This is a genomic window from Rhodococcus sp. NPDC056506, assembly GCF_042794945.1.
Lineage (GTDB): Bacteria > Actinomycetota > Actinomycetes > Mycobacteriales > Mycobacteriaceae > Rhodococcus_F.
The window spans coordinates 34,497-55,602 of record NZ_JBHTSW010000004.1 but is presented as its reverse complement, the minus strand read 5'-3'; the positions used below and the strand labels follow the sequence as shown (position 1 = coordinate 55,602).

Here is a 21,106-nt window from a genome sequence, read left to right as displayed (position 1 = left end):
ACGGGGGCGTCAGCCCCTCCGAGCCGCAACAGCCTGCGCCAAACGATCCAACTGCGCTGCCGTGGTGGACCAGTCGATGCACGCGTCGGTGATCGACTGACCGTAGGTGAGCTCGTCCGCCTTACCCAAGGTCAGGTCCTGACGTCCGGCCTCGATGAAGCTCTCCAACATGACGCCGGCGATTCCCCGCTCACCCTCGGTCAGACGACGGGCAATGTCGTCCAGGACGATGACCTGACGCTCGTGGTCCTTGCTGCTGTTGCCGTGGCTCGCGTCGATGACCACGCGCTCGGGCAGGTTCGACTTGTGCAGGCGAGCAAGGGTGTCCGCGACAGTCTCGGCATCGTAGTTGGGTCCGTCGCTGCCGCCGCGAAGAATGACATGGCAGTCGGGGTTGCCGGCGGTGCGAATCAAGGCAGCCTGACCGTCGAGGTCGGTACCGGGGAACACATGGCTCGCGGCGGCAGCGCGGGTACCGTCGACGGCTACCTGCACGTCACCTTCGGTGGAGTTCTTGATGCCGACGGGCATGGACAGTGCGCTGCACAGCTGGCGATGCACCTGGCTCGCAGCGGTCCGGGCACCGATCGCACCGTAGCTGACCAGGTCCGCAATGTACTGAGGCATGATCGGGTCGAGGAATTCACAACCGACAGGCAGACCCAGACTCGACACGTCGAGAAGCAGTTTGCGACCGATACCGAGCCCGGTGTTGATGTCGAAAGTTCCGTCGAGGTGCGGATCGTTGAGCAGTCCCTTCCACCCGAGCGTGGTGCGCGGCTTTTCGAAGTAAACGCGCATGACGATGTGCAGATCGTCCCGCAACTCCTCGGCCTTGGCGGCCAACCGGCGGGCGTAGTCCATCGCGGCTTCCGGATCGTGCACAGAGCACGGACCTACAACGACGATCAAACGATCGTCGTCACCGTTGAGGATGTTGATGGTGTCAGCACGACCGGTGCGCACGGTTGCGGCCGCGACCTCGTCCGGAGCGTGCTGAGCACGAACAGTCGCCGGTGACACGAGCGGACTGATACTCACAGTGCGCTGATCGTCGAGGCTGTCCGAAGATGCGGTGGTGTCGATGGTGACAGTCATGGGGTTTTCGGTTTCCTGTTCTCAGGCCGACCCCAGAGATGAAGAGAAACTCCAGCGAGCCGGTCTGTAGTCCGGCTCTTGGGTGGAGGTTGTCAGCGCGTGGTTACGCCGGCAGGCCCACCCGGGGCCGGCCTGCTAAACCAGAAATAAACGCGCTGCATGTCGACCACGATACCTCGAGTTCGAATGGGATGGGCGTGCCCCTCCACTCCGAGCCGAGTCCGAGGAGAGCGTCCCCCAGCACGAGTCCGTTGAAGAATGGCCAAATCCGCTGAGCGGTTGGCGCTTTGGAGCAAGGCTCCGACAACGAAGTTCGAATACGTTGAGTGGGCACCCTGCCAATGCCCGGAACATCAGATGGAGCTGCGCCTTCTCATGCCTGTGATCGAATCGACCGAAACCTTCCAACCGAGGGTTTCCCCTTCCGCGCCCGAAACCGCCTTGCAGTCGACGAAAGATGTGGACCGCGAATTCACCCGTCTGATCGATTCCTTGACACGACGTGGCTTCCTGACCGGTGCGACGGCGCTCGGTGCACTGGGCGCACTGTCTGCGTGTTCGAGCGAATCCAACGGCACCGAAGCCTCGGACGAGTGGGTCGACATCGTCGTCGCGGACCAGGCCTACCGCCTCCCGCGGAACCCCAAGCGTGTCGTGGTGCTCGAAGCCCGAGGAGCCCTCGATTTCGCACTACTGGCCGAGTACCCGATCGTCGCGACCAATTGGGATCCGAAGTCTCAACTCATGCAGCAGGTACCCGCCGGCGCAGCTCGCCTCGGTGGGACGAACAACGAACCGAATGCCGAATCGATACTGAGCCACGACCCCGATCTGTTGGTCGTCGGGAAAGGCGGGTGGGATTACTACCAGGACAAGGGCCTGCTCGGCACTGACATCGCACCGGTGCTCGTCGTCGACGAAGGCAAGACGGGCTCGTCCTGGAAGCACGCCATGACCGCGCAACTCACGGCTCTCGATCGCCGCGAGGTCGCTGAGCGCGTCATCGCCCGATACAACGCTGAACTTGCACAAGCGCGGGCCAAGATCGGTGGTCTCCTCGAAGGAAAAACAATCGCGATCGCCCGCGCAGACAGCGGTCAGATCTGGCTGCAAAACAACACGTTCGCGGTGTCGGTTGCGCAGGACCTCGGCTTGAACGTCTTGACCGACGCTGCCCATGCCGCACCCGATCGGAAGGATTCGACCTTCTACAGCCTCGAGGAGCTCGCCATCTTCGACCAGGCCGACTTCGTGTCGCTACAGAACCCAGACGCTGTCGAAGCCGAATCGCCCACGTGGAAACGAGTACGGGCTGTCCAAAACGACAATGTCGGGCAGTTGCGCTACGACCTCAACAACGGCCTCGCTCTGACTGCCATGGCCCTGGCCGCTGATATCGCCGAACAAGTACAAGTCATGCGCTGACATCTGTGCGGCATTCGTTCAGGACTCGAGTGACCCCGTCTCACCGGGTGGGGTCATTCACGCATCCAAACGGAATACACCTCGCACCTGGCGTACGCCGTTGATCTGTACCTCGACGGCATGGTCGCCTGCGTAGTACTTCCGGGTACTGATCGGTTTGAAGGAATGCCTCTTCGCGATGCGGGCCGGCACCCCGGGCTCCAGCGTTCGTGTCGTCAGTTTGAAGACCTTGGGCGTCGTCTGCCCGTTGGCCTTTACGTGGTGGACGATGTAATCGATCACGACGGTGACGGACTCGCTGCCGTTGTTCGTGACGGCGAAGTCGAAGGTGAGTTCTCCACCCGCATCAACTGTTTCGCGGTCGATGACGAACCCCTCGACCACGACGTCGGTGGGCGGTGAGAACCCCAAGAGGGACAGAGCATCTGGGTCGCCGGCCTTGATCAACGTCCGCAATGCATGTTTGACGATTTTCAGTGTGTTGGAATCCGGTGTCTGTAACCAGCGCTTCGCGGTCGATACTGCGAGCGCTGCATCGGCACGACTGAGATCGTTGAGATGGTTTGCGACCGAACGGCGTACATATTCGGAATCATCCCGGTACAGCTCGTCGAGAATGGAGATTGTCGACTCGGGACGCGCCGTCAACTCTTTCACTCGCCTTCCCCAAGGCAAACGTGTACGAGTGCCTTCGGTCGCCAAACGCCGGACGTGTTCGTCTTCGTGCCCGGTCCAGGCGAGTGCAATCGCCAGAGAACGGTGAAGGTCCGTTTCAAGGAAGGTTCGAATCGCGAATTCACCAGTCAGACGCGAAGTCAGCTCAGCGAGGAGTGCCATTCCACCGTCGAAATCCGACTCGGAGCCGCTCCGTGTCGCCGTGACGGCAACTGCTTCGGTGACCGGCCAGATCATCCACCCCGTGAAGGTCTCCTCTTCGAGCCCACGACGGATGATCTCCGCGAAAACCGGAAAGTCCTCGGGCAGTTCGGCAATCATCGCGTCCCGTACGACGCGTGTGCGCTCACCGAGACTCATTCCGTCGAATTCGGATGAACTACCTCGAACGAGGGAAAGGCGCGTATCACCAGTCGCACGCTCGAGGCAGCCTGCCAGATCGGCCACGACGGATACCCCGAGAAGTTCGTCAGCTGTGGGCATCAGGGGCACACCGTGAGAGCGGAAACCCGATCACCGTCGAAAGTGAAATGGTGATGTAACTGGACCGGGCTTCCCGGAAAATCACCCTCGACCTTCACAGACACGACAACGGCCGAGCCAGGCGTGTGCACCGACTCGATCTTCTGGGTGAAGGTGAACGCAGTCGACACGGCGGACTTCCACGCCACGATTTCGTCGATGCCGAAATACGTCCGGCCATCGTCACGCACTACCGCGTCTTCGGTGAACACGTCGCGGACATCGCCGCCGTCGAAGTACGCGCGCGCTGCGCCTGGCACCTTCGCTGAGTCGATCATTCGCGAAGCGTACTGCTGGGGTCCGACAGGTTCGGCGACCTCACTGCGCGAGCGGAGGCCGCCAGCTGAATCTCCATCAACAGCCTCGCCGACGGCTCGGACAGATCGGTATCTGTTATCTCCTCGACCCTCTTGATCCGATACCGGAGTGTATTCGGGTGAATCCGGAGCTGCTCGGATGCGCGTCTGACGTCTCCCGAGAGCGCAAGATAGACGCTGACGCTTTCTCGCATGTTCGACCCGTTACGTCTGTCGTAGACGTCCAGGGCGTCGATTCTCGGATCATGCAGTTGCTCGTCGGCCGCGATCGTGTTCATGATTTCGCGCAGCAGCACCGGGGTACGCGAGTCCGCGAGAGTGGTCACACGAGCATCCCCCGACGTGCCGTCGAGTACCCGATCCACTTCGGCCCGAGCCTGAGCCACCTCGGCAAGCGTCGAGACCGGAGACGACACGGCGGCCCGTAAACCCGAGGGCGACACCTTGTCCAAACGCGCGATAACTTCGCGGGTCCACGAGACTGTGGATTTCACGGATTGGGTTCGGGGAAACAGCACATAGAGCCGGGTGCCGACGGCACTCACCAGCGATTCACGCTGAAAGGCGCTGGCGTGCAGGCGCAAAGACGACACGAGTTCACCCGAAGACGGCAGCCCACCGCCACCGACGCCCGCCACCCCGATCACCATCGCCGGTCCGGACATGGGAATGGACAACGAGGCCGCCAGGGAAGGAACGTCGACGCCCCCGCCTCGAACCCCGAGCAACCGCTGAATCTGTATCGCCTCGTTGTTCGGTGCGTCCCGAATACGCGAAATCAGCCGAGCAGCAACGGCAGCGGCGCCTCGGAGGACGCTGTCGGCGTCGCCGGCAATGGGAAGCGGGCCTTCCTGAACCCAGATAGTGCCGAGCAGGCCAGAATTGAAACCACTCTCCCCCTTGATGTTCTCGGAGATCCTGCGTATCGGAACCACCAACCGTCGCCTGATTGCGAGGTCTTCGTGGGCAGGCACCTCGACCACGTCGTCGCTGCGGCGCAGGCTCTCGAAGACGCCCCACTCCTGCAGCTTTCGGAGGTATTCGTGAGGTCCTTCGCGTCCGAGAATGGATCGTTTGCGTAGCTCGTCCGCAGCATCCCCCGATGCCGAGTAAGCCAAGACATGAGAACGCTCGTCCTCGATACTGACCATTCCCCGAGTGAGTGCTGCGACATTCTGAGCCAACTCGAACAAGTCTGTGTCACTGCCGAATACGATGTCGTCCGAATCCTGTCGGGATACCGAATGATCGAGCACGCCGCGGACCGTGGTGAACAATCGATCCCAACGAGCGTCCGCATGGACCGCTATCAACGCGATCCCGGCGCGCTTTGCCGCTTCCTGCACCGACGTGTCCGAGGCCTCCTTCGACATGACGGCCCGAGGCGCTGAGCTCCTCTGATCGAGGCGGTTCAACCAGGCCGCCAGTTCGGCTGCACCGACACCGACAGTGAGCCAGAGCTCAGAGGATTCGACGTCTGCAGTTCTGGGGCGCACGAGGTCCCCGACCTCCGCGAACACCACGGAGTCGACGAAGAAGTCGTCGCCTGGCGGCGCGAGGACGAGCTGGACAAAGGCTCCACCCAGTGCTCCAAGGACCGCGTCGAGCCTGACCCCACGGATAGACACGTACCACCAACTTTCCGGACCGTTCCTACGCCTTGATTTCGAGAATAGTGCATTTTCCTGCGAAAACAGTTCAGCCAATCGGACAAACACGGCCGCCGATATTTGGCCGCTCAGCGGATTACTCACCGAGATCTTTCGACTTGACTGGTGAACAACACGACAACTGCCCACTCCTGAGTCTGCCGAAGGATCGTCATGGACGCCGTCACCAATGTCCCCCACCCCTCCAACGAACCGGTCAACAATTACGCGCCGGGAAGCCCGGAGCGATCTCGCCTACGCATGAAGCTGACCGAACTGGCCGAAACACCGACCGACATCAGACAGGTCATCGGTGGCGTCCACCGAACCGCGGAAGGTAAGCGGGAGAAAGTCGTTCAACCACACCGTCACAGTTCCGTGATCGGATCATTTGCGGGCGCAACGCACTCGGACGTTCGAGACGCAATCGACGCCGCCACCCTCGCCGCCCCCGCCTGGCGCGACCTCTCGTTCGACGACCGGGCTGCAGTCTTCCTGAGAGCTGCCGACCTGCTCTCCGGACCGTGGCGTGAAACCATCGCCGCCGCAACAATGCTCGGGCAGTCCAAGACCGCATATCAGGCCGAGATCGACGCACCGTGCGAACTGATCGACTTCTGGCGATTCAACGTCGCATTCGCTCGTCAGATACTCGCCGACCAGCCCGTTTCCGCTCCGGGAGTGTGGAATCGCGTCGAATATCGGCCGCTCGAAGGCTTTGTCTACGCGATCACGCCCTTCAATTTCACCGCCATCGCCGGAAATCTACCCACCGCACCGGCACTGATGGGCAACACCGTGATCTGGAAGCCGTCACCGACGCAGGCCGTCGCGGCGTACCTGACGATGCAACTACTCGAAGCCGCCGGCCTCCCGCCCGGGGTGATCAATCTTGTTCTCGGCGACGGCCCCATGGTGTCCGAGGTCGCGCTTGCCGACCCCCGCCTGGCGGGCATCCACTTCACCGGATCCACCGCAACGTTCCAGCGATTGTGGCGTGAGGTCGGAGCCAACATCTCGAACTACCGGACGTATCCGCGTCTCGTCGGCGAAACCGGCGGCAAAGATTTTGTACTCGCACACAGTTCCGCTGACCCGGACGTACTCACGACGGCGTTGATCCGCGGGGCCTTCGACTACCAGGGACAGAAATGCTCGGCCGCGTCACGCGCATTCGTCCCGAAGTCGGTGTGGGCCAAGATGGGCGACACGTTCATCGACACGGTGTCGTCACTGAAGTACGGCGACGTCACCGACCTGACGAACTTCGGCGGCGCCGTCATCGACCAGCGTTCCTTCGACCGCAACGCCGCCGCGATCGTCCGCGCCAAGTCGACCAGCAGCCTCACCATCGCAGCGGGCGGCGACTACGACGACCGCGAAGGGTTCTTCATCTCGCCGACCGTCCTGCTCGGCGACGACCCCAGTGACGAGGCATTCAGCACCGAGTACTTCGGTCCCATACTCTCGTTGCACGTTTACGACGACTCCGCGCCGAATGCCTACGCCGACACCCTCGCTCGTATCGACAGCGGATCCACCTACGCCCTGACCGGCGCCGTGATCGCCACCGACCGTGCCGCCGTCGATCAGGCCCACCAGGGTCTGCGGTTCGCCGCCGGAAACTTCTACGTCAACGACAAGCCCACGGGAGCGGTTGTCGGACAACAACCCTTCGGAGGTGCACGGGCCTCGGGCACCAATGACAAGGCCGGTTCGCCACAGAATCTACTCCGTTGGGCTTCGACGCGAACCGTGAAGGAAACCTTCGTTCCTCCCACCGATCATCGTTACCCCCACCAGGACGTCGATTCAGCCGAAAGCGAGAACCGTTGATGAGTGCCGTGTCCCTGAGCAACCCGCTGCGCCCTGTACTTCTGGCGGCAGCGCGCTCGCCGCGACTGGAGAAGACAGTCTCCGGAATGGCCTTGACCCGCAGGCTGGTAGACAGATTTGTCGCCGGCGACGCGGAACCCGCAGCGGTCTCCGCCGTACGCGACATCCTCACCAGTGGCCGGTTCGCGACGGTCGACTACCTCGGCGAGGACACCACCGATCCAGCTCAGGCAACCGCGACCGTCGACGCCTATCTCTCTCTTCTCCGCACCTATACAACGCTTTCCGACACCGCCGGGACGCAACACCCCTTCGAGGTCTCACTCAAACTCTCCGCACTGGGGCAGTCGCTCCCCGGCGACGGTGAGAAGATTGCGCTGGCGAATGCACACCGAATTCTCACAGCAGCGGCCGAAGTGGGAGCGTGGGTCACCGTCGACGCCGAGGATCACACCACCACCGACTCGACGCTGTCCATCGTGAAAGAGTTGCGCCGCGACTTCCCGACGCTCGGCACCGTTCTGCAGGCCTATCTGCACCGCACCGAGGCCGACTGCCGGCACTTCTCCGGATCAGGTTCACGAATTCGGCTGTGCAAGGGTGCATACAAGGAACCGGCCGACGTTGCGTTCCAAAAGCCCGGCGAAGTCGACGCGTCGTACCTGCGTTGCCTGAAGGTCTTGATGGAAGGTGACGGGTACCCGATGGTCGCCTCCCACGATCCCACCATGATCGACGCCGCCCTCGAACTCGCCACATTGACCGAACGGACAGCCGAGGATTTCGAGTTTCAGATGCTCTACGGCATCCGCGACGGCGAACAACGCAGATTGGTAGCCGAAGGCAATCACCTGCGGGTCTACGTTCCCTACGGCAGCCAGTGGTACGGCTACTTCATGCGTCGCCTGGCGGAACGGCCGGCCAACCTCATGTTCTTCATGCGCTCACTCTCCTCCAACAACTAGGTGCTGGAAACCGTTGGCAGCGGTGGCAACTCGAGGTTCTCACGGAAGGTACCCCCGACGTAATCTGTTCCCACGATTCTGCGCTTGCGTAGTTCCGGCAGCAGTCCGTTCGTGACGAAATCGCGTGTACGCGGATCGGCAAGGTCACCGAGCGTGATGACGTCGAGTACGCCCGCGTCGTATCGTTCCTCGATCGCGTCCGCGAGCTGTTCCGGGGTGCCCGCCGCTGCCCAGTGGCCGGTGTCCTTGGACGCGATGATCAACTCACGCAGAGTCTTTCCTTGTGATGCGAGCTTGCCGAAGATCTCGACCCGGCCCCGTCGTCGATTCACCGACGACGGGTCCGGCAACAACGACTCCGGGATCGGCCGATCCAGCGGCAATTCCGAGAAATCCACGCCGCCGCCGAACATGTCGGCAAGCCTCGTGCGACCGGCGTCGAAGTCCGTCGATTCCTCGGCTTCTCTGACCAATCGTTCGACTTCGGTTTCGGTAGCGCCGTACGTTGCGTGGAACGAGCTGAAAATCAGTGGCAGTTCGTCCCCACGCCCCAACTCTGCCGCCCGGGCGCGGATCGTCTTCGTGTAGGTGACCGCGTCCTCGAAGGTTGGGAGAGAGGTGAATACGACCTCTGCGAAGCGAGCACCAAGTTCGATACCTCCGGCAGACTGCCCTGCCTGGAATTGAACCGGACGACGCTGCGGCAGTGAGGGAATGTTCAACGGCCCCTGCACGGTGAAATACTTGCCTCGGTGCTCGATGGGGACCACCCGCGACGGATCGAGCACTGCGGGCCCCTTGCCCTGGACCAGGGCGCCGGGCTTCCAGCTGTCGAACAGTGCGTTGACGACCTCGAGCGATTCGGCCGCTCGGGCGTACCGCTCCTCCGGGCTCGGCAGCGTCAGATCGCTGTAGTTCTCTTCTCCGAGTGAGGAAGTGACCGCATTCCACGCAGCCCTACCATTGCTGACGTGGTCGAGGGTGCCGAACAACCGCGCCAGGTTGAAGGGGTGATGAAACGTCGTCGTGACGGTCGCGATGAGGCCCACGTGGGTGGTGACCGCACTCAGCGCGGCAAGAAAGATCAGCGGTTCCTGCGCGCCGATCGCACCCTGCGCGCCGAAGCTCAACAGGTCGGCGGCAAACAGTCCGTCGATCTTGTTCGCCTCGGCCGTCTTCGCGATTTCGATCGCGGACGCGAGCGTCGAAGTCCTCGGATCGATCGCGGCGTCGTAGATGCTCGCCGCCCCGCTGACACCGGTCACCGTTTTGAGCGGACGCCTACGATCGGCCACCGAATATCCTCCTGGCTTCGCGAAATCTGTTCCGACTTCACAACGCTAGACCGATCCTGGCTCCCGACAAGGTATTCACTCAGCCTGGTCTTAACCCTCCACCACTCGGTTACGCCCCGGATCTGCGGGCACGATAGGCGGCGACGTGTGCCCTGTTCCCACAGTTTCCGGTGTCGCAGTATCGCTTCGAACGATTGCGCGACAGATCCACGAAGACCGCGCCGCAGTCCGGGGCCTCACACCATCGCAGTCTCGAGAATTCGTCGGTTCGGATCAGATCGAGCACACCCATCGCCGCTTCTGCGGCCATCCGGTCCACCAGCGGCGAATCGTCGGCGGTGACGTGCAGATGCCAACCGAGGTCGTCGTGCCTGGTGAGCCGCGGCCGCGCACCCGATTCGAGCAACAGAGTGTTCACCACCTCGACGGCGTTGTCCACTCCCGCAACTTCCCAGAACTGTCGCAGCCTGGGACGCAGTGCACGAACCGCCGTCAATTCCTCCAGCGTGCCGTCCCGCCTGCCGGTCCAGTGATCCGCGTCGAGAAACCGTGTCAGTTCCTCTTGATCCGGAAGCAGTTCGGCCCCGCCGCGGTCCGTGTTGACCAACGAGGCAGCGAAGACGAGCGCCGATTCCGTGTCACCAGCAAAATGCACTTTGACTCCTGAGCTGTATCAACCTAATGTCAGCATCGTAATCGCTTTTACTCCTGACGGGTGACGACGTGAACTCTCGCAACGGCTTGATCTTCGCTCTGTTGTCCGCGGCAACGTTCGGCGTATCGGGCCCGTTCGCGAAATCTCTCATCGAATCAGGGTGGTCCCCCGGCGGCGCAGTATTCGCGCGCGTTGCCGGCGGCGCACTGGTGATGATGGTGATCGCAGTAGCCACCCAGTGGAATCGCCTACGCCAGGTGAGCGCCCACACGCGAACGGTACTGCTGTACGGGGTGTTCGCGATCTCGGGCGTTCAACTGTGCTTCTTCAATGCCGTGCAACATCTTTCGGTCGGAGTCGCCCTGCTTCTCGAATACCTTGCACCGATCATCGTCATCGGGTGGGTGTGGATCACCAAAGGCGCGCGCCCGAGTGTGCAGACACTTCTCGGTGCAGCGGTTGCCCTGATCGGTGCCGCCGTGGTGATCGACGTCTTCGGATCGGCGGAGATCAGTGCCGTCGGCGTCGCCTGGGGATTGGCGGCAGCTGCCTGTCTTGCAGTCTATTTCGTCATTTCCGAGCGCGCGGACGGCGACCTCCATCCCGTTGTACTCGCGGCGTCCGGGCTCACCGTCAGCGCACTGGTCATCGGCACCCTCGGACTCGTCGGCATCCTCCCCTTCCAGTTCTCGGCCTCTAACACCGTCGTGGCAGAACACTCGGTGGGCGTGTGGCTGCCGGTAACGGTTCTCGTCCTGGTCAGCACCGTCATCGCCTATCTCACCGGCATCGCCGCGATCACGGTCCTGGGACCAACCATCGGATCCCTGGTAGCGCTGACCGAAGTGCTGTGTGCGGTTGTCGCCGCCTGGATCCTGGTCGGGGAGTCCGTCACCGCACTACAAGCTGCGGGCGGTGCAGCCATCATCGCCGGTTTGGTCCTCGCCCGACTCGGCCAGATTGCACCGAAACAGATACCGGCCGACCCGATGACAAATGTCATGGCAGAAGAATGACGGACGGACGAGGGCTCACGTCCTCGAAGCGAGCAGATTCTATGTATGACCTCAGCACAGGCACGGCATTCACCACAGGCATGGCATTCACCACAGGCACTGCATCCACTCAGTGAAGGATCGACACACGACGCCGTCCGGTTGACCGGACTTCGCAAGAGCTTCGGCACCGTCGACGCAGTCAAGGGAATCGACCTGAGCATCCGCCCCGGCGAGATCGTCGCGTTCCTCGGCCCGAACGGCGCAGGCAAGACCACGACCATCGACATGATTCTCGGCCTGTCCCGGCCGACGTCGGGCGAGGTGAGCGTCTTCGGAATGTCACCTCGATCTGCGATCGCGCGCGGACTCGTGTCCGCAGTCATGCAGACCGGCGGGCTGCTCAAAGAACTGTCAGTGGCCGAGACCGTACAGCTGACCGCCAGTCTGTACGCCCATTCCCGTCCGGTCGACGAGGTGCTGGGGAGAGCCGGAATCCTCGACATCTCCGATCGCCTCGTCAGCAAATGCTCGGGCGGACAACAACAACGCCTACGATTTGCGATGGCGTTGCTGTCGGACCCGCAATTGCTCATTCTGGACGAGCCGACCACCGGCATGGACGTCGAAGGGCGACGGGACTTTTGGTCCGCCATCCGCGCCGACGCCGATCACGGTCGCACTGTGCTCTTTGCGACGCACTACCTCGAAGAAGCCGATGTCTACGCCGACCGCATCATCCTGGTCCGGCAAGGCACCGTGGTCGCAGACGGGACCACAGCCGAGGTCAAGTCCATGGCGTCCGGACGGACCCTGCGTGCGACAGTCCCCGGCATCACAGACGAACTCCTGCGCGCGATACCGAACTCGGACGCCGTCGAGGTGCGTGGCGAGTCACTGCTAGTGCACTCGGGTGACACCGACGCCGTTGCACGGTTCCTGTTGACCAACACGCAGGCTCGCGATCTCGAAATCGTCTCCCGCGGTCTCGAAGACGCCTTCATCGCACTCACGTCGAACAACTCCGAAGGACAGAAGTGATGACCACTGCAACCGAACCGAACACCTACGGAGCCGAGCGAACCGTCGTACCTCTCGGCGGATTCAACACGACGCTTCTGCGACTGGAATTCCGTCGTCTGACCCGCAATCGGCGCACGATGATCTTCACGCTCGTCATGCCGGTTGTCTTCTTCCTCGTCTTCGGTCTCGGTCAAGGCGACGACGATCACGGGATCGGGCATGGCAATGTCGCCGCGTACATCATGATCAGCATGGCGCTGTACGGCGCGATGCTGGCCACTACCAGCGGCGGAGCGATGGTCTCGATCGAACGGGCGTCGGGATGGAGCCGACAACTTCGGCTGACTCCCCTGACGCCGGTGGCCTACATCGCCGTCAAACTGATCATGGCGATGCTGCTCGGTCTCGTCTCGATTCTCGTGGTCTACGTCGTCGGCGCGTTCACCTCAGCGCAGATGGACGGATCACTCTGGTTCACAACGGCATTGATCGCCTGGCTGGGATCGTCGATCTTCGCGGCCTTCGGCCTGTTCATGGGGTACCTACTCCCCAGTGAGAACGTCATGCAGTTGCTCGGACCAGGACTGGCTCTGCTCGCATTCGGCGGCGGACTCTTCGTACCACTCACCGACGGTTCCGTATGGGCGACCATCGCACAGTTCACCCCGATGTTCGGCATCAACGCCCTCGCCCACGCACCGTTGACGGGCAATAGCATTCACTGGACCTGGATCGTCAATATCCTGGTGTGGTTCGCCATCTTCGCCGGCGGAGCGATCTGGCGTTTCCAACGAGATACGGAGCGTGTGTAGTTGTCGCAAACGACTGACCGAGAAGATTCCGTCGCGCTCCCGCGGCGGAATCGTTTCGGCGTTCTCTTCGCGGCGGTCTGGATGGTATTTCTCGGCGGGCCGCTGATCGAGGGATGGAATCTACGCGACGAACTGCGCGGCTGGACAGGGATTCTCGCGACGATCGCCTTCAGTGCCCTCTACCTCTACACCTTCGCCACAACGCAGCAGCGGCGTCGAATGACAATGACTCGGCCGACGATTCGCGAAGCTGCACTGGCTCTGTCCGCCTTGACCGCGTTGGCCGCCGTGATGATCGTCAGCGTCGGGCCGACGGGATTGGCAGCGGCCCCTTATCTCGCGGTGACAGCGGTGACGCTGCTCCCGACCGTCGCGGGCGGCATTTTCGCCTTGGTGTTCGCGGCCTCCGTGGAGATAGTGAGCCTCTCGTCAGGGTGGGGAAATTACTCCGGCCTCTCACTCGGTGTCTGCGCGGCCGCTTTTGCGACGTGGGGAATCATGTCCCTGATCAGCCGTAACTTCGCCATGCTCCATGAACGCGAAGAGCAGGAGCGGCAAGCGATCATGGAGGAGCGAACGAGAATGGCGCGTGATCTGCACGACATACTCGGGCACTCACTGACCGTCATCACGATCAAAGCCGAGTTGGCCAACCGCTTACTGGACGTGGACATCGAACGCGCGCGCAGCGAACTCGACGACCTCGAAAGACTCTCTCGCGACGCGTTGGCAGACGTCCGCTCGGCAGTCGAAGGATTTCGTGGGATTTCGCTACCCGTCGAGATAGCCCGTGCGCGAGAGGCATTGCGTGCGGCAGGGATCGACGACGAGGTGCCGAGCAGTACCGATATGGTTCCTACGCGGCTTCGTGAACTCTTCGCATGGACGATCCGCGAGGGCGTGACCAACGTGGTTCGGCACAGCGGGGCAACACACTGCCGGATCACGGTCGACGAGAAAAGCGCGACTGTCGTCGACGACGGACACGGGGCCGGGTCGGTGTCTTCCGGCAACGGTCTGATCGGATTGCGAGAGCGAGCCGGTGCGTCGGGCGCTCGAGTGATCATCACTCATCCCCAGCCGCAGGGGTTTGCACTTCAGGTAGTCGAACAGGAGAAAGTGTGAGCAACCAGGGCGAGCGGGCATCCATACGGCTGCTCTTGGCGGACGACCAGGCACTCGTGCGAGGAGCGCTGGCCGCGCTGCTCGATCTGGAATCCGACCTGTCCGTAGTGGCCGAGGTCGGCCGCGGTGACGAGGTAGTGGCCGCAGTTCTCGAGCACCGCCCGGATGTCGCGCTTCTCGATGTCGAGATGCCTGGCATGGACGGGATCGCCGCGACGGCAGCCCTTCGCGAGGCAGCACCCGACACCCGAGTCCTGATCGTCACCACGTTCGGACGTCCCGGATTTCTTCGCAAAGCCCTGCACGCCGGGGCCGGCGGGTTCGTCGTCAAGGACACGCCCGCCAGGCAGCTTGCCGACGCCGTCAGACGTGTCCACGCCGGATTGCGCGTCGTCGATCCCACCCTTGCGGCCGACAGCCTCGTCAGCGGCGAGTCGCCCCTAACAGAACGTGAGACCCAAGTCCTTCGGGCCGCACACGACGGCGCGCCCGTGGCGGCAATCGCGGCGGAACTCTTCCTCTCCCCGGGAACGGTTCGAAATCATCTGTCGGCCGCGATGGGTAAAACCGGTGCCACGACCCGTGCCGAAGCCGTCAGGATTGCCGAGTCGAACGGCTGGCTCTGATCAGAACGGGAGAGAACCCGCTTCCCGGCAAATAGTTCGCCGCTCGTTCATCGATGGCAATTTGTCCAGATCACTCAAAGTAGGGACCTTATACCCTAGGGATTTGCCCGGAAAACTACCCGGTCACGCAAGTCCGAAACAGCTAATCGTTCGATAACTGGCTATGATGCAGTTAATTGAATTGACGGAGCCTGTGTAACGGGGAAGGGGCGTCTCATGTCGAACCAGTTCAACGATCGATTGAACTCGCTGTTCGAGACTGCCGACTTTCACGTCACCAATGCGATGGTCGTTCGCGGCATGACCGATTTCGGTTGCCGCATTTCGACTCCGTATCTGTCACAACTGCGCACCGGCGTCCGAACCAATCCGTCACCGGAAGTGGTTGCCGCCCTCGCGCACTTCTTCAACGTCCATCCGGACTACTTCTACGCCCCGTCCGACCACACTCCGCCCGCCATCTCCGGTGGCGAAGCTGACCTTTCTCTGCTCGAACAGTTGCACAACGTGCGGCTGCGAAACCTCACCTCGCGAGTCGTCGACCTCTCACCGTCGTCGCAGGATCTGCTCGTGGAAATGGCGGAAAATCTGCGCTCCTCGGAGAATCTTCCGCGCGTACCACCGGACTCGAATTCCTACATGTCTCGCGCCTAGTGCTTCGTCGACTCTCCTTGACCGCTCAGGGAGGGTTGGCCTTATGCTGGTCGATGCAGCTGGTTCGCCCGGCACGGTCATGAGGAGCCCCGAAGACCGTTCCCGGCGTCGAAGCCCCGTCAGCGCAAGCTGTCGGAGTGAGAGGGAACCCGGTGAAAATCCGGGACTGTCCCGCAGCGGTAAGCAGGAACGACCGCCGTTTATGTGCACTGGGCATCCGCCTGGGAAGCGACGGCCAGTAGGTTCGATCCAACTCGATCGAGTGCCCGCGAGTCCGAAGACCTGCCGACTGTGTCGGGCACGCCGTGCCCGACGGTCCACCGCCTCGTGGAATGGGCGTGTAGATCTCCATCGGACCTCGTGTGCGGTGCGGGCAGTGCTGCCCGCCGAAACTCGAGGTCTCGTGAGGTGTACCCGTCTGCCGGCAGTGGCCATCAATGCATTGGCAATCTGGAGAAACTCCGTGACAACGACATTCACTTCGACCGTGCTGGGCTCACCGCGCATCGGTCCTCATCGAGAACTCAAGCGGGCAACCGAAAGCTACTGGGCGGGGCGCATCGACGCCAACGCCTTGCAGAGCGTGGCCCGTGACCTCCGTCGGCAGGGCTTGGCCGACCTCCGTGACCTGGGCCTCGACTCAATCCCGGTCAACACCTTCTCCTTCTACGACCAGATGCTCGACACCGCAGTTCTTCTCGGCGCACTACCCGATCGCGTCGCGCCCGTCGCCGATCCGTTGGACCGCTACTTTGCAGCTGCCCGTGGGACGGACACCATTGCGCCGCTGGAAATGACGAAGTGGTTCGACACCAACTACCACTACCTGGTGCCGGAGATCTCACCGTCCACCACTTTCGAACTCGACCCGTCCAAGGTCTTGTCCGAACTGGCAGAAGCGCTTTCCGACGGCATTGCAGCCCGCCCGGTCGTCATCGGACCGGTTACCTTCCTGCTGCTCTCGAAGGCTGTCGGCACAGACGAGCCGCTGCTCTCGCGGCTCGACGAACTACTCCCCCTCTATGCGGACCTACTCGGCCGGCTCGCGAAGGCCGGTGCAGGGTGGGTCCAGCTCGATGAACCGGCACTCGTGGGCGATCGCACCGACGAGGAGATCGAAGCGGCACGCGCTGCGTACGAACAGCTTTCGGCACTTTCGGAGCGACCGTCGATTCTGTTGGCGTCGTACTTCGGTTCGCTGCGTGACGCGTTGCCCGCACTTGCTTCGACCGGCGTCGAAGGATTTGCCGTCGACCTGGTGGCCGGTCAGGATTCGATCGGCTCCGTACCTGAACTCGCCCGCAAGCTGGTCGTCGCCGGAGTGGTCGACGGACGAAACATCTGGCGGTCGGATCTGGACTCGGCACTGAGCACATTGGGCGCTCTGCTGGGAAGCGTCGATACGCTTGCCGTCTCGACGTCGTGCTCTCTGCTGCACGTTCCGTACACGCTCGACGCGGAAGCCGGGGTCGACAAGGCACTGCGCTCGTGGCTCGCGTTCGGCACCGAGAAGGTCAAGGAAGTAGTTGCTCTCGCAACCGCTCTCACACAGGGCCGAGAATCGGTGGAAGACGAGTTCGCTCTGGCACGAGCGGCCGCCTCGACCCGCAAGGACGATCGCAGACTCAACGACGCGAGTGTTCGAGGCCGTCTCGACGCCGTTCTGAACTCGGCAACCGGTCGCGCACCCGCCGCCGAACGCCGTGCGGCCCAGGACGAGTTGCTCTCTCTTCCGCCGCTCCCCACGACAACCATCGGCTCGTACCCGCAAACGTCGAAGATCCGCATCGCTCGCGCGGCGCTGCGCAAGGACGAGATCGACGAAGCCGAGTACGTCGACCGTATGCGCGCCGAGATCGCCGAAGTTGTTGCGCTCCAAGAAAAGCTGGATCTCGACGTCCTTGTTCACGGTGAGCCGGAACGCAACGACATGGTCCAGTACTTCGCGGAACAGTTGGACGGGTTCTTCGCCACCGCCAACGGGTGGGTCCAGTCGTACGGCACCCGCTGCGTGCGTCCGCCGATTCTGTACGGCGACGTCTCGCGTCCGAAGCAGATGACCGTCGACTGGATCACGTACGCACAGTCGCTGACCGACAAGCCGGTCAAGGGCATGCTGACCGGGCCCGTCACCATCCTTGCCTGGTCCTTCGTCCGCGACGACCAACCGCTTGCCGACTCGGCAAATCAAGTCGCACTGGCCATTCGAGACGAGACGGTCGATCTGCAGGCCGCCGGTATCGGAATCATCCAGGTCGACGAGCCCGCACTACGTGAACTACTCCCGCTGCGTGCGGCAGACCAGCCCGCCTATCTGGACTGGTCCGTCGGCGCTTTCCGGTTGGCCACCTCGGGCGTCGCAGATTCCACCGCGATCCACACCCACCTGTGCTACTCCGAGTTCGGAGCGGTGATCGGTGCCATTGCCGGTCTCGACGCGGACGTCACGTCCATCGAGGCGGCGCGATCACACATGGAGGTGCTCGACGATCTCAGTTCGGTCGGGTTCGACCTCGGCGTCGGCCCGGGCGTCTACGACATCCACTCACCGCGTGTGCCGAGCGTCGACGAGATCGCCGAGTCACTGCGCGAAGCACTCAAAGCCGTTCCAGTCGAACGGTTGTGGGTCAATCCGGACTGCGGTTTGAAGACCCGCGGCCCGGTCGAGGTCGAAGCGTCGCTGCGTAACCTCGTCGAAGCCGCGAAGTTGGTCCGAGCGGAGCTTTAGGGGCAAAGCCCCTGTGCGCCTTTTTGGTAGTGGGCACTACCAAAAAGGCGCACGGGGGGTCAGCTCAACCACGTATTGCCGAAGAGCAGAATTCCGTCCGCACTCGGCGTCACTCCGTGCACGTTCTCGCGCCACGGAATGAAGACCTTGCCGGAGTTGACCACAGCCATCGGCGCCGTCTCGTTGACTACTGTCTGGATGTCGTCGATGACGGCTCGACGCTCTTCCTCCCCCGACGCCGTCTGCAGTTTGCCGAGCAACTCGTCCATCCGAGCGTTCTTGTAGCCGAGGATATTCGACGGCGACTCACTGAACAGATTGCCGTACATACGCACGAACGGTGACTCTTCGAGAACGTTGAACGCGAAGTAGGACACGTCGTAGTCGTGCTTGGCATACAGCATGGAGATCAGATCGTTGATGCTGGTTGCGTAGGTGATGTCGACCGTGAAACCCACTGCCTGCAAGAGCGACTGAAACGTCAGCGCGCTGCGTTGCGTCGCCGGGTCGTTCATTCCGACGTAGGTCAGTTTTCCGTCGTAACCGTCGGCCTTCGCCTCGGCCAGATACTTCTTCGCAGCCTCGGGATCGAAACCGTTTCCCGCCACCGAACCGTGCCATTGCGACCACGACGCGAACATGTCGGTGCCAGGTTCACCGAAGCCGCCTTGAACCCGCTCGTTGAACGTATTCGGATCCACCGCAGCGACGATCGCCTTTCGCACACGCTCGTCCTTCGCCGCCCGATCGTCGCGCTGATTGATCGCCAGGACTCCGGCCATGCTGGCCGAGTACACAAATCCTGGATCGCCGGCTTCGAAAGCCTCGTGAATGAAATCGGGAGACTTCAGATAGGCAACCTGAATTCCGTCGGTGTGTAGGCCCTCCAGTTTGCTCTTCTCGTTGACAATTGCCGGGAAGCGCAACTTCTCGAGATACGGCGCCCCGTCCCAGTACGTCGTACGGGCAGCGAGCACCAATTCGTCCTGGGAAGCGAACTTCTCGACGGTGAACGGGCCTGCCCCGACCGGGACGAACGTGCCGGTTGCCATCGACGAGGGTGCGACGATCATGCCGGGGCCAGTGGTGAACATGATCGGGAACTCGTCCCACGGCTGCGCCAAGGTGAAGACGACCGTACTCGGATCCGGTGAATTCATCTCGCGCACAGCGGTCTTCCACACCAGCGCGTGAGTTCCCTTCTTCTGCATATAGTGATCGATGCTCCACAACACTGCTGCACTGTCCATCGCGGTGCCGTCGCTGAAGGTGACACCGTCGCGCAATTTCAGTGTCCACACCGTGTTGTCGTCGTTGGCAGACAAAGACTGCGCCATGTGGGGAACATATTCTCCCGCAGCGGTGTCGAAGCGCATCAAAAGGTCGTAAATGGCTGCCATTTCGCTACCACCGGTAGCGCCGCCGTCCTGACGGTCTGCTGGGTCGAGACTGCTGATTCCGTTGTACGTCGCAAACGAGACCGTGCCACCCGAGCGTGGCTCTCCCCCGTCGTTCTGGTCGCCGACAACTCCGGCCGTCACGTCCGATGCATCCGTGGTCGTACCTTGGCCGCTACTCGCACACCCGGTCACCACCAGTGTCGCCGACGCCAGGACAACCATCCAGATTCGAGCGCGAGCTCGGTACGAGCGCTTCATTGCGACTCACTTTCACAGTTCACGGACACGTCGATCTCATGGATCCAACACCCGACAGATTTGTGAGTGAATTCTAGGTAAGGACTCATTCTGTGTCTGCGATTTCGCAAAGCTGAGACGATGATTCACAATATTGACGAGGAAAAGAGAATCGAATTCTAGATGACTCTGGTCCGCTGAACACCAACCAGATGGCATCGTCGAGCCTTCCACTGCGCCTCGGCGAACTGATCCCACCACGAAGGGTGCTCGATCTCCCGCCTGCCGTCGTCTCCGCCTTGCGCAATCACGATCGTTCGGAACAGCGCTCGAATTTCCGAGTCGTCAAGGTTCGTCACAGTCCAGAGAAGTAATACACACATTAATTAAGTGGTGAACCACGCGATCACGCTAGGGTTAGGCCATGAATGACCCGACGACCGACAACCAGGCAACCGATGACCAGGCAACCGTCGGCGAACTGAATTTCTGGTCGTTCATCGAACTGGCCAACAAGCGACTGGCCACCGAACACGGCTTTCGCGATCAGCTGGCCACCGAGGTACTCCTGACGCTCAATCGAGCCTCCAACGTCGTCACCTACGATCTCGAGTCGTCGATCCACCGCCCTCGCGGCTGGTCATGGTCGTCGTTCCGACTATTGTTCGTCACCTGGCTCGCCGGACCGATCGAGCCGAAGGCTGCCGCCGAGCTCACCGGGATGAGTCGAGCCGCGGTCTCCAACCTGTCCAAGTCCCTGCTGGCAGACGGACTGATCGATCGCCGCCCCACCGAGAACGACGGACGCTCTGTCCAGCTGTACCTGACCGACAAGGGCCGGGAAGCCATGGTCGAGGCATTTCGCGAGCAAAACGAACGCGAGCACGCCTGGGTCAGCGTCCTGAGCGAAGCCGAACAGCGCATCCTTGTCATGCTCCTGGACAAACTGATCACCAACCGCAGCCAATTCGACGTACGCGGGCGTAACTGACGCGAATCAACACCGTCTCGAGGGTTGCACGCATCACATCATTTTAGTTAATGTATTTACTATCTGGTGGATGTGAGC

General features: G+C 62.0%; 18 protein-coding genes and 1 riboswitch. Of the genes, 11 read left to right on the top strand and 7 right to left on the bottom strand.

Annotated elements, in window-relative coordinates:
• Positions 1 to 9: 9 nt before the first annotated feature.
• Positions 10 to 1,098 carry a 3-deoxy-7-phosphoheptulonate synthase gene (locus ACFQ6H_RS05660; protein WP_378532181.1) on the bottom strand — a complete coding sequence of 363 codons (1,089 nt, stop codon included), beginning with the start codon at positions 1,096 to 1,098 and terminating at the stop codon, positions 10 to 12.
• 375 nt (positions 1,099 to 1,473) lie between these two features.
• Here ACFQ6H_RS05660 and ACFQ6H_RS05655 point away from each other — a divergent pair, with 375 nt between their 5' ends.
• A complete protein-coding gene (locus ACFQ6H_RS05655) occupies positions 1,474 to 2,523 on the top strand; it encodes an ABC transporter substrate-binding protein (RefSeq protein WP_378644608.1) in 1,050 nt (349 codons plus the stop codon).
• A gap of 57 nt (positions 2,524 to 2,580) precedes the next feature.
• Here the strand turns inward: ACFQ6H_RS05655 and ACFQ6H_RS05650 are convergent, their stop codons facing one another.
• The 3 genes from ACFQ6H_RS05650 to ACFQ6H_RS05640 are packed head-to-tail and all read right to left on the bottom strand — an operon-like array spanning position 2,581 to position 5,665.
• On the bottom strand, positions 2,581 to 3,681 hold the full coding sequence (locus tag ACFQ6H_RS05650; protein WP_378644605.1) for a DNA alkylation repair protein: 1,101 nt from the start codon (positions 3,679 to 3,681) through the stop codon (positions 2,581 to 2,583).
• Positions 3,681 to 3,998 (bottom strand): nuclear transport factor 2 family protein, encoded by a 318-nt coding sequence (locus ACFQ6H_RS05645; RefSeq protein ID WP_378543118.1) that lies wholly within the window; start codon positions 3,996 to 3,998, stop codon positions 3,681 to 3,683. The genes ACFQ6H_RS05650 and ACFQ6H_RS05645 overlap by 1 nt, the downstream gene beginning before the upstream one ends.
• A complete protein-coding gene (locus ACFQ6H_RS05640; protein WP_378644602.1) occupies positions 3,995 to 5,665 on the bottom strand; it encodes a PucR family transcriptional regulator in 1,671 nt (556 codons plus the stop codon). The genes ACFQ6H_RS05645 and ACFQ6H_RS05640 overlap by 4 nt, the downstream gene beginning before the upstream one ends.
• Before the next feature lie 195 nt (positions 5,666 to 5,860).
• Between ACFQ6H_RS05640 and pruA the strand changes: the two genes are divergently transcribed.
• Positions 5,861 to 7,522 (top strand): L-glutamate gamma-semialdehyde dehydrogenase, encoded by a 1,662-nt coding sequence (pruA, locus tag ACFQ6H_RS05635; RefSeq protein ID WP_378644600.1) that lies wholly within the window; start codon positions 5,861 to 5,863, stop codon positions 7,520 to 7,522.
• Positions 7,522 to 8,487 carry a proline dehydrogenase family protein gene (locus ACFQ6H_RS05630; RefSeq protein WP_378644598.1) on the top strand — a complete coding sequence of 322 codons (966 nt, stop codon included), beginning with the start codon at positions 7,522 to 7,524 and terminating at the stop codon, positions 8,485 to 8,487. The genes pruA and ACFQ6H_RS05630 overlap by 1 nt, the downstream gene beginning before the upstream one ends.
• On the opposite strand, the gene ACFQ6H_RS05625 is transcribed toward ACFQ6H_RS05630, so the two are convergent.
• Both ACFQ6H_RS05625 and ACFQ6H_RS05620 read right to left on the bottom strand, forming a co-directional pair.
• Positions 8,484 to 9,782, bottom strand: a complete 1,299-nt coding sequence (locus ACFQ6H_RS05625; protein WP_378644595.1) for an NtaA/DmoA family FMN-dependent monooxygenase — start codon at positions 9,780 to 9,782, stop codon at positions 8,484 to 8,486. The genes ACFQ6H_RS05630 and ACFQ6H_RS05625 overlap by 4 nt on opposite strands.
• A 109-nt stretch (positions 9,783 to 9,891) precedes the next feature.
• Positions 9,892 to 10,437 carry a CGNR zinc finger domain-containing protein gene (locus ACFQ6H_RS05620; protein WP_378644593.1) on the bottom strand — a complete coding sequence of 182 codons (546 nt, stop codon included), beginning with the start codon at positions 10,435 to 10,437 and terminating at the stop codon, positions 9,892 to 9,894.
• A gap of 68 nt (positions 10,438 to 10,505) precedes the next feature.
• On the opposite strand from ACFQ6H_RS05620, the gene ACFQ6H_RS05615 reads away from it, so the two are divergent.
• From ACFQ6H_RS05615 to metE, 7 genes are all read left to right on the top strand, one after another.
• Positions 10,506 to 11,453: a DMT family transporter gene (locus ACFQ6H_RS05615; RefSeq protein ID WP_378644591.1), complete on the top strand. Its 948-nt coding sequence runs from the start codon at positions 10,506 to 10,508 to the stop codon at positions 11,451 to 11,453.
• A 45-nt stretch (positions 11,454 to 11,498) separates the two neighbouring features.
• Positions 11,499 to 12,473, top strand: a complete 975-nt coding sequence (locus ACFQ6H_RS05610) for an ABC transporter ATP-binding protein (RefSeq protein WP_378644589.1) — start codon at positions 11,499 to 11,501, stop codon at positions 12,471 to 12,473.
• Entirely contained in the window at positions 12,473 to 13,267 is a 795-nt protein-coding gene (locus ACFQ6H_RS05605) for an ABC transporter permease (RefSeq protein WP_214883687.1), read from the top strand. Before ACFQ6H_RS05610 ends, ACFQ6H_RS05605 begins: the two co-directional genes overlap by 1 nt.
• A gap of 81 nt (positions 13,268 to 13,348) precedes the next feature.
• The gene (locus ACFQ6H_RS05600) at positions 13,349 to 14,392 is read left to right on the top strand and encodes a sensor histidine kinase (RefSeq protein WP_378644586.1); all 1,044 of its coding nucleotides are present in this window, start codon (positions 13,349 to 13,351) and stop codon (positions 14,390 to 14,392) included.
• On the top strand, positions 14,389 to 15,018 hold the full coding sequence (locus ACFQ6H_RS05595) for a response regulator (protein WP_378446171.1): 630 nt from the start codon (positions 14,389 to 14,391) through the stop codon (positions 15,016 to 15,018). The genes ACFQ6H_RS05600 and ACFQ6H_RS05595 overlap by 4 nt, the downstream gene beginning before the upstream one ends.
• A 216-nt stretch (positions 15,019 to 15,234) precedes the next feature.
• Positions 15,235 to 15,672 (top strand): helix-turn-helix domain-containing protein, encoded by a 438-nt coding sequence (locus ACFQ6H_RS05590; RefSeq protein ID WP_378532153.1) that lies wholly within the window; start codon positions 15,235 to 15,237, stop codon positions 15,670 to 15,672.
• A 103-nt stretch (positions 15,673 to 15,775) separates the two neighbouring features.
• Positions 15,776 to 15,977: riboswitch (cobalamin riboswitch) on the top strand.
• 158 nt (positions 15,978 to 16,135) lie between these two features.
• Positions 16,136 to 18,400 (top strand): 5-methyltetrahydropteroyltriglutamate--homocysteine S-methyltransferase, encoded by a 2,265-nt coding sequence (gene metE, locus ACFQ6H_RS05585; RefSeq protein ID WP_378644583.1) that lies wholly within the window; start codon positions 16,136 to 16,138, stop codon positions 18,398 to 18,400.
• A gap of 59 nt (positions 18,401 to 18,459) precedes the next feature.
• Here metE and ACFQ6H_RS05580 read toward each other — a convergent pair whose 3' ends face one another.
• Positions 18,460 to 20,058 (bottom strand): ABC transporter substrate-binding protein, encoded by a 1,599-nt coding sequence (locus ACFQ6H_RS05580; RefSeq protein WP_378644580.1) that lies wholly within the window; start codon positions 20,056 to 20,058, stop codon positions 18,460 to 18,462.
• 403 nt (positions 20,059 to 20,461) lie between these two features.
• On the opposite strand from ACFQ6H_RS05580, the gene ACFQ6H_RS05575 reads away from it, so the two are divergent.
• On the top strand, positions 20,462 to 21,028 hold the full coding sequence (locus ACFQ6H_RS05575) for a MarR family winged helix-turn-helix transcriptional regulator (protein ID WP_378543091.1): 567 nt from the start codon (positions 20,462 to 20,464) through the stop codon (positions 21,026 to 21,028).
• Positions 21,029 to 21,106: the final 78 nt, after the last annotated feature.